This window comes from Flavobacteriales bacterium, from assembly GCA_016779995.1.
Classification (GTDB): domain Bacteria; phylum Bacteroidota; class Bacteroidia; order Flavobacteriales; family UBA7312; genus UBA8444.
Map to the genome: position 1 here is coordinate 1 of JADHMO010000024.1, position 7,719 is coordinate 7,719.

The window sequence follows — 7,719 nt, forward strand, 5'->3', positions numbered from 1 at the left end:
TAATTGGCTTTGACTCTTCTTCTTTTGAGAGCGGAACTGAAAAATAAACTTTAAAGGGAGGAATAGTTGAATACTTTAGGAATTCTTGTGGAGTGTAGAAATTAAACTTCCAATCATCATTTCCTTTAATACAAACTACAAAGAAGTATGTTTCGGGGTTTTCTAATGCAGCTTTCCATTCTGTTGTTGTCGCTGCACCAAAATATTTATCGGTTCTAGATGTCTTTTTAACTTCAAAATAATATTTTTTGTTATCTTTAAAAGCAATAATATCTGAAGGACTAGATACAACCTCAATTTTGTTATACCCTTTTTTTGATAAGTATTTTGTTAATGCACTTTTTGCATCTATGTCACTTCTGAATTCAAAATTTTTCATTATTTTCTATTTAAAGTCTTTAAATAAACTTTTCGCATAATCTATTTCTTGAATATTTAAAGGAAGTGGAAGTTTTAAATGAATTTTTGAAAAACTATTTCCAGCAAGAGCTCCCCACGCGTTTTGTTTATATTCAACAATGTCTTGAAATTCTTTATGATATTTAATTTCTGCTATTTCAAACTTTTCTTTATTGTTTTGAATTGCATTGTCAGCTCCGATAGCGCCCAAGTCTAATGAATTGTTTGTAAATTTGATACTATTTATTTCTTCCCACATAATTCTTGAGGAGTTGCATACACAGCCCAGTCTGTTCTCCTTGTGGTGTTTTGAAAATCGAAGTCGGCTACTAAACGCACCAAAAATACCTTTATCTGTAAAAAATACTTTTAATCCCTTATATCCAAAATCATATTCTAAATATATCCTTTTTACATAAAAATATTTTTTAATATGTCTCTTGAAATTTGTTGTTTCAATTTTTGACCATTTTTCTAGATTCATAAGCTAATTATCACCAAATAATTAAGATTTTTCAATTAGTAAACAGCTCAGTATTGTCACAATAAATCTCTATAGTTAATTTAATGGCTGGGAAAAAATTAAAAGTTGTTGAACTCTTCGCTGGTGTTGGTGGTTTTAGATTAGGTCTAGAAGAACATAACAAATACGAGGTTGTTTGGAGTAATCAATGGGAACCTCAAACAAAAACTCAGCACGCATCACTTATATATGAAGACAGATTTGGACCTAATGGTCATTCAAGTGAAGATATAGAGACTGTTCCAACAAGTGAAATACCTAAACACGACATGCTTTGTGGTGGATTTCCCTGCCAAGATTACTCAGTTGCCACAACTCTTAAGAACTCCAAAGGACTTATTGGTAAAAAAGGTGTTCTTTGGTGGTCTATTCATAGAATTTTGAGTGAAATAAAAGATAAACCTACATTTCTATTTTTAGAAAATGTAGATAGATTGCTGAAATCACCATCAAGCCAAAGAGGTCGAGACTTTGCAGTAATGCTACAGTCTTTAAATGACTTGGGTTATGCAGTTGAGTGGAGAGTTATTAATGCGGCAGATTATGGAATGCCACAAAGAAGAAGAAGGGTGTTCTTTCTAGGCTATAAAAAAGACTCTAAAGTGTATAAACAATTAAAGAAAAGCGCTCCAATAGATTGGTTATTAAAAGACGGAGTTATTCAAAATACTTTTAAAGCAGAACAAGATAGTGAAGTCTCTGAATTTGTTCTAGATAATGACTTGGTTGATATTTCAAATAATTTCAATGTTGGTGGCAAGAAGTCACTATTTGAAAACACTGGGATGATGATAGATGGAGAGGTAACAACCTTAAAAACTTTCCCAGTTTATAAAGGAAAGCCTACTCCCCTAAAGTCAATTCTTGAAAAGGGTAAAGTCGATGAAGAGTTCTTCATTCCCAAGTCTGAACTTCCACAATGGAAATACTTAAAAGGTGCAAAAAGTGAAGAACGTGTATCAGCTGACGGTTATGTCTATAAGTATGCTGAAGGCTCTATGGTGTTTCCCGACGATGTAGACCAACCATCTCGAACAATTATCACTTCAGAGGGAGGTAAAAGTCCATCAAGATTTAGACACGCTATTCAAACTAAAGATGGGTTAAGAAGACTTACGCCTTTAGAGCTGGAGAGATTGAATATGTTCCCCGATAATCACACAGAATTTGAAGGTGTAACAAACTCAAAAAGAGGGTTTTTAATGGGAAATGCCTTGGTTGTAGGTGTAGTTGAAAAGATTGGAGAAACTCTGTATCGTTTTAATCAATAGTGGATTTTAACGAATATTACTCACCCGAAAAATACGACCCATACTCTATCTCGTCAATTTTTGATTATGCAAAAGACTTAAAAGGTCACACATTAGCTGATAAATGTCATTCAGATATTTTAGAAAAAAGTTATGCAGGTAAAGGTAATTTTGGACACTATTTAGAGAAATTCTATTTTGGGTTTAACCCAAATAACAATCCGGAACCGGATTTTGGTTATGTAGATGTGGAACTAAAGTCCGGTGCAATTGTGGAAACGTCGAAAGGATTTAGAGCAAAAGAAAGACTAGCTATTGGCATAATTAATTTCTCAAACATTATTAATGAATCATTTGAATCAAGTCACGTTTGGGAAAAGTTAAAAATGCCTTTATTAGTATTTCACGTTTATAAAAAAAATGAGGACCCTAGAAATTACAAAGTTAGCAATGTAAATATTGTTCAATATACAAATTCTGAGATTGCTCAAATTAGAGATGACTGGAATCTTGTTAAAAATAAGGTTGCTAATGGTAAAGCTCACGAAATATCCGGTGGAGACACACTGTTTCTTGAGGCAGCAACAACAGGTGGTAAAAACCAAAAATATGTAGCTCAACCTTTTTCAGATGAACTTGCGCACCCTAGAAGATTCGCTTTAAAACCAGCCTTCGTAACAACACTTCTTAAAAAAGATGAGTTTTTTATTCAAGATAAAGTCAAAGTAGAAGAAGAGAAACCTGTTGAACAAATTGTTGCTCCACAAGAGTTTTTATTGAAAAAATTAGAAGAGTTTAAAGATATATCACTTGAAGATACTATTGCAATGCTTGGGATTGAAAAAAGCACACAAAAAAACTTTATTTCCAAAGTATCAAAAAAGCTAGTCGAGAAAATACTTCTAGATGAGTATTCGGAGAACATCTTTGAAAGCCTTGAGTTGATTCACAAAACCTGCAGAGTATTTGATGGAAAGCTTAAAGAAAATATCTCATTTCCATATATGAAATACGATGAGCTTGTTCAGCAGGAGTGGGAGGAATCAGACTTCCATCAGATTATTGAGTCAAAATTTATGTTTGTATTTTGGGAGAATATAAATGATAAGTTTTATTTAAAAAAAATTACATTTTGGAATGCGCCTCCAAAAGAAGTTTTAGAAGCAAAACGCATATGGGAGAAAACCAAGCAATTAATTCTTGATAAGCAAGCTGATAACTTACCTAAAACTAAAGAATCTTATTTTGTTCACGTAAGACCTCACGGTCGTGATAGTAATGATAAATACCCTACTCATTATGGTGTTGATGTTAAAAAACAAAGTTTTTGGATACATAAAAAATACATTGAGGAAAATATATTAAATAATGAATAACTCATTTGAAAATGAAATGCTTCAAATAAATAGTGAGTGGAAAAGCAATTCAAGAATTTATGGTGAGGTAATTGAACTGTGGGTGGAAAACAATATCCCTTGTAATTGTGGTGGGAAACTAATTACACAACCGGCAAATCAGAAGTCTATTGACTGTATATGCAATCAGTGTGGAAGAAATATTCAAATAAAATCAAGTGCAAAACCCTTTTCAATTAATAGAAACAACAAACTAAAAATCTTAGGAGCTGAATACACCACAACACTGAACTCAATAAACAGTGAAGTTGAGTGGGATTTGATGTTAGTTCAATATGATAAAGAACATCATACTGTTTTAGATATCAAATTAATTGAGGCTAAGAATATTAGAGCTGAGAATGTTATACCGCGAAAACCACTTGGACCAAATGCACGAAGAGCTGGGTGGCAAGGTTGTTATCTTGAATTTGATGCTGAGGTCATTGCAGAAATAATTTAATTAAATAAGTGTCCGTAAACATCAAATGTAGTTTTAATACTCGTGTGTCCTAACATTTTAGAAATCTCAAATGGATGTTTGTTGTCTTTAATTGCGAGAGCTACTGCTGTATGCCTTAAGTCGTGAAACCTAAAAGGTTCTCCAATTGATGCTTTAACTGCTGGCTGAAAGTATCTATTTCTAAAATTACCAGCCTGCATCCTGCTCTCTTTAATGCTCGGAAACACAGGACCCTCTTTGAGATTTAAAAAATAATTCAATAACTCAGTAGGTATATCAATTGTTCTAATGCTTCTTTTTGTTTTTGGGTGGGTAATCTCAGCTTTACCATTTATCAAAGTAAGAGATTTTGTAATCTTTATCTTATTATCAGTAATATCTGATGTTTCTAAAGCAAACAACTCGCCTTTTCTTAGTCCTGTAAGTCCCGCAAACAAAATAAGCTCTTTGTATTGAGGGTTAATGCAGTCAGAAAGCCAATTCAATTCATCTTTTGTAAGAAACCTCTGTTCTTTATATTCGGGTGGAGACACGCTTGAGCGAACAAGGGATGTCTTACAGGGGTTTTTTACAATCATTTCCTCTTCAATAGCAGTATTAAATATTCTTGAAAGTAAGTTCAATACTTTTCTCTGCGTTTCAGAGGAATAATCTAGCTTCTGTAAATGGAATAAAAAGTCAACTATATCAGTTGGTCTAACCGCATCTAATTTTTTGGAACCAAAATATGGAACAATTAACTTCTGATACATCAACTTATGTTGTATTTTTGTTGACTCCCTATTGGATTGTTTTGAATATCCTATAGTTTCCAACCAATCTTGAATTAATGTTTGTCCTGCAAAAGGACTTGTATATCTATTAGTTAATAGCTCTGCTTCAATAATTTTTTTAAACTTTACCGCATCAGACTTATTTTGGAATGTTTTCTGTCTCTTTCTGCCATTAGGCTCATACCAGTAAACAGATGGTCTTTTAGTAGTAGGGTGTTCCCTTATTGCTGCCATATAGTAAATATAGAACTGTCATATGACATTTCACTCAAAAACAAACCTATATAAATGGTTTAGATTTATAATTCACCCTAAGTAATGGCAAAGAAGAAAATAATGGCTTGCTGAAACACTGCAAGTAAAGCCGAACGAGGCACAACACAACACTAAGCTATTAGCTCTATTTAACGGTGGGAATCCGTCTTCTTTCTTAACGGAAAGATGACGTATGCAATTAGAAAATGGATTTGTTCAAGTCCCACTTATCGTAAGACACGACAGAAATGTAAAGCCGGGTATGTTATTTACTTACATAACAATTAGAGGACATAGGAATAACGACGACCCTTTAGGTTGTTTTCCCGGACTAGATATTTTAGCTTTTGAAACTGGATTCCAAAAAGAAACGGTATCACGACATATTCAAAAATTAAAAGAATTGGGTCATTTAAAAGTGATTCATCGTTATGACAATTCAAACATATACGGTTTTCCTTCAGAAACTAAAAAGTGCAATTGTCTTGAGCTCTGTAATCGAAGCACTATAAAAAAAGGTATCTATATGGATTACTGTATAGAGCATTTAGATGAACTTAGGTTTGACGAAGAGGAACTCGGGGTTATGTATAAGAATATATATGACAAAAACCCAAAGATAGAAGATTTAGAACGTTTTATTAAGGATATTGAGCTAGCAAAAGAGTTAAAAGTGGATAAAAATGATGATAAATCTGTATGAAATGTCAATCTAACTATATCCAATAACTATATCCATTAGTGATAGTGAATTGCTTATAGCGTCGCAAAACTATTTAACAAATTAGATGAAATATCTAACTTTTATCGGTCTTATTTTGAAATTTGTAAGATAATAACGCGACGATATTGACATATGAAATGACAATTTTTGACAGAGCTTTTGTTTATCATTAGAACAATGAAAAGATATTTAATTGTTTTAGTGATTGTTCTTATGGCCTGCGGTGGGTCTAGTGAAACAGTTTCAGATGTTGTTCAAGTCGAAGAAGAAACTACAACTACCACGACAATAAAAGAAGTAACTCTTGAAGAGCCTAAGAAAGAAGAGATTGAAACTATTAGATATCGTGGAGTATTGAGAAGGTCTATGTATCAAAATGTTCCTTTGGTTTATTCAAATTTTGATACATTCGAACAAAAAAAGGTAGAGCCACAACACGAATATTCTGAAGATTTCTATTACGACATAAGAATTCCAGTGATAAATGAAGATATTGCCTGTTCAGATGTTGTAAATACAAAAATAAACACAATAGTTGAGAGATTGGTTGAAGAAAAAAAATCAATTTTAGATTTAACTACACCCGAAGAGGCTGAAGAAGACTGGGGCGGTTTTGCTGAATACTTGACTATAAAATATGACATTATTGAAATATCAGATGAGGTTATATCAATACTTATTTCAAACGAAACATATAGTTTTGGAGCAGCACATTTTATTTCCTACACTGAATCAATAAATATTTTTACTGAAGATTGCTCAGACTTAAATGTTGTGCAATTATTTGATACTTCAAATGATGATTACATAGAGATATTAGAATCTGCAATGCAAAACCAGCTCTGTGCAGTATTGACATCAGATGAATGCACTAGTTTTTTAAAGTTTGCTAAACCTTTTCCAACATTAGAAGAACTGACTGAGTGTTGCAGTGCAGTTGCTGTTTCACAATTTGGAATTTTTATTCAATTTTGGGAATACGAAGTAAGCAGTTTTTCTGAAGGTTCTGAACTAATCTTGTTGCCTTGGCATTACATTGCAGATGTGATTGAAAAGAATGGTAAGTATTCAAATATTTTGAAGAGTTATAGCGAAAGAACTTATCTTAACTCTGTTTTTGAACCCGAGTGGAGCTTTTGATAAGGTAGATATATGTTTGAAAATGATGGCTTAAAAGATGGATACTGGAATAAATTTGATAATTTCGGCTGGAAAGTTGGGCTATATCACAGACTATTTGCATTATCACTGCCGCTTGCAGCAATTTTAATTTTTGGATTTGAAATGGTTGGAATTGGGTTATCAGTATTTTTTATAGGAATTCCATTGTTTTGGAATCTTAGAAGCAAGGAGTTATTAAAACAACAAAGAATGATTGAAAAACATTTAAATAATCAAGAAATGACGAATCCTTCTGTTGGGTCTGCTGCTTGGACAAGAAATTTTTATACCAACAACCCTACTAGCCGTAACCCCTGGGCAAATTCTGAAGAGGAATAATTTAATTAATAATTATTTTTGTTTAATTTAATGCAATGTAAATAAAAATAATTATTAATCCACCGAACAACATAGTGAAAAAAACTCCCAAACTACCAACTGCTTGTGTTCTATACGAATTCTTATCACCTTGAAGACTTGCAAAGAAAAACAATATTAAGCCAAAACCAAGTATTGATAAAATTGCATCCATAAAAATATACTATTTAATTGTCACTAAAAAGTCACCTTATTGATGAAATAAGTTATATTTAATACAATTTTATATTGGAATCTTTAAAGATTTTAACAAGCGCTTCCCTTACAAGGAAGAAGTCACAGGTTCAAATCCTGTAGCGCCCACAAGGGTTTTTCAGAAATCTAGTAAGAATAAAACAAGTTTGACGCCCATTCTGTTCAAAAACATATAGCAAAGTGTGATGGCTTCTTGTTTATTTT

At 32.5% G+C, this 7,719-nt stretch carries 9 protein-coding genes; 6 read left to right on the forward strand and 3 right to left on the reverse strand.

Features of this window, described 5'->3' with window-relative positions; genetic code table 11:
- A partial coding sequence (locus tag ISP71_08635) for a DUF3883 domain-containing protein (protein MBL6664151.1) occupies positions 1-379 on the reverse strand: 379 nt, incomplete at its 3' end.
- 6 nt (positions 380-385) lie between these two features.
- A complete protein-coding gene (locus ISP71_08640) occupies positions 386-883 on the reverse strand; it encodes a hypothetical protein (GenBank protein MBL6664152.1) in 498 nt (165 codons plus the stop codon).
- A gap of 83 nt (positions 884-966) precedes the next feature.
- Between ISP71_08640 and dcm the strand changes: the two genes are divergently transcribed.
- The 3 genes from dcm to ISP71_08655 are packed head-to-tail and all read left to right on the forward strand — an operon-like array spanning position 967 to position 4,029.
- A complete protein-coding gene (dcm, locus tag ISP71_08645; protein ID MBL6664153.1) occupies positions 967-2,193 on the forward strand; it encodes a DNA (cytosine-5-)-methyltransferase in 1,227 nt (408 codons plus the stop codon).
- The gene (locus ISP71_08650; GenBank protein MBL6664154.1) at positions 2,193-3,548 is read left to right on the forward strand and encodes a hypothetical protein; all 1,356 of its coding nucleotides are present in this window, start codon (positions 2,193-2,195) and stop codon (positions 3,546-3,548) included. The genes dcm and ISP71_08650 overlap by 1 nt, the downstream gene beginning before the upstream one ends.
- Positions 3,541-4,029 carry a hypothetical protein gene (locus ISP71_08655; GenBank protein MBL6664155.1) on the forward strand — a complete coding sequence of 163 codons (489 nt, stop codon included), beginning with the start codon at positions 3,541-3,543 and terminating at the stop codon, positions 4,027-4,029. The genes ISP71_08650 and ISP71_08655 overlap by 8 nt, the downstream gene beginning before the upstream one ends.
- On the opposite strand, the gene ISP71_08660 is transcribed toward ISP71_08655, so the two are convergent.
- The gene (locus tag ISP71_08660; GenBank protein MBL6664156.1) at positions 4,026-5,036 is read right to left on the reverse strand and encodes a site-specific integrase; all 1,011 of its coding nucleotides are present in this window, start codon (positions 5,034-5,036) and stop codon (positions 4,026-4,028) included. The two genes, ISP71_08655 and ISP71_08660, sit on opposite strands and share 4 nt — an antisense overlap.
- Before the next feature lie 214 nt (positions 5,037-5,250).
- On the opposite strand from ISP71_08660, the gene ISP71_08665 reads away from it, so the two are divergent.
- From ISP71_08665 to ISP71_08675, 3 genes are all read left to right on the forward strand, one after another.
- Complete coding sequence (locus tag ISP71_08665; protein MBL6664157.1) at positions 5,251-5,760, forward strand: helix-turn-helix domain-containing protein; 510 nt, start codon at positions 5,251-5,253, stop codon at positions 5,758-5,760.
- A 198-nt stretch (positions 5,761-5,958) separates the two neighbouring features.
- Positions 5,959-6,921, forward strand: a complete 963-nt coding sequence (locus ISP71_08670; GenBank protein ID MBL6664158.1) for a hypothetical protein — start codon at positions 5,959-5,961, stop codon at positions 6,919-6,921.
- A gap of 12 nt (positions 6,922-6,933) precedes the next feature.
- Positions 6,934-7,281, forward strand: a complete 348-nt coding sequence (locus tag ISP71_08675; protein ID MBL6664159.1) for a hypothetical protein — start codon at positions 6,934-6,936, stop codon at positions 7,279-7,281.
- The last annotated feature ends 438 nt before the right edge of the window (positions 7,282-7,719 follow it).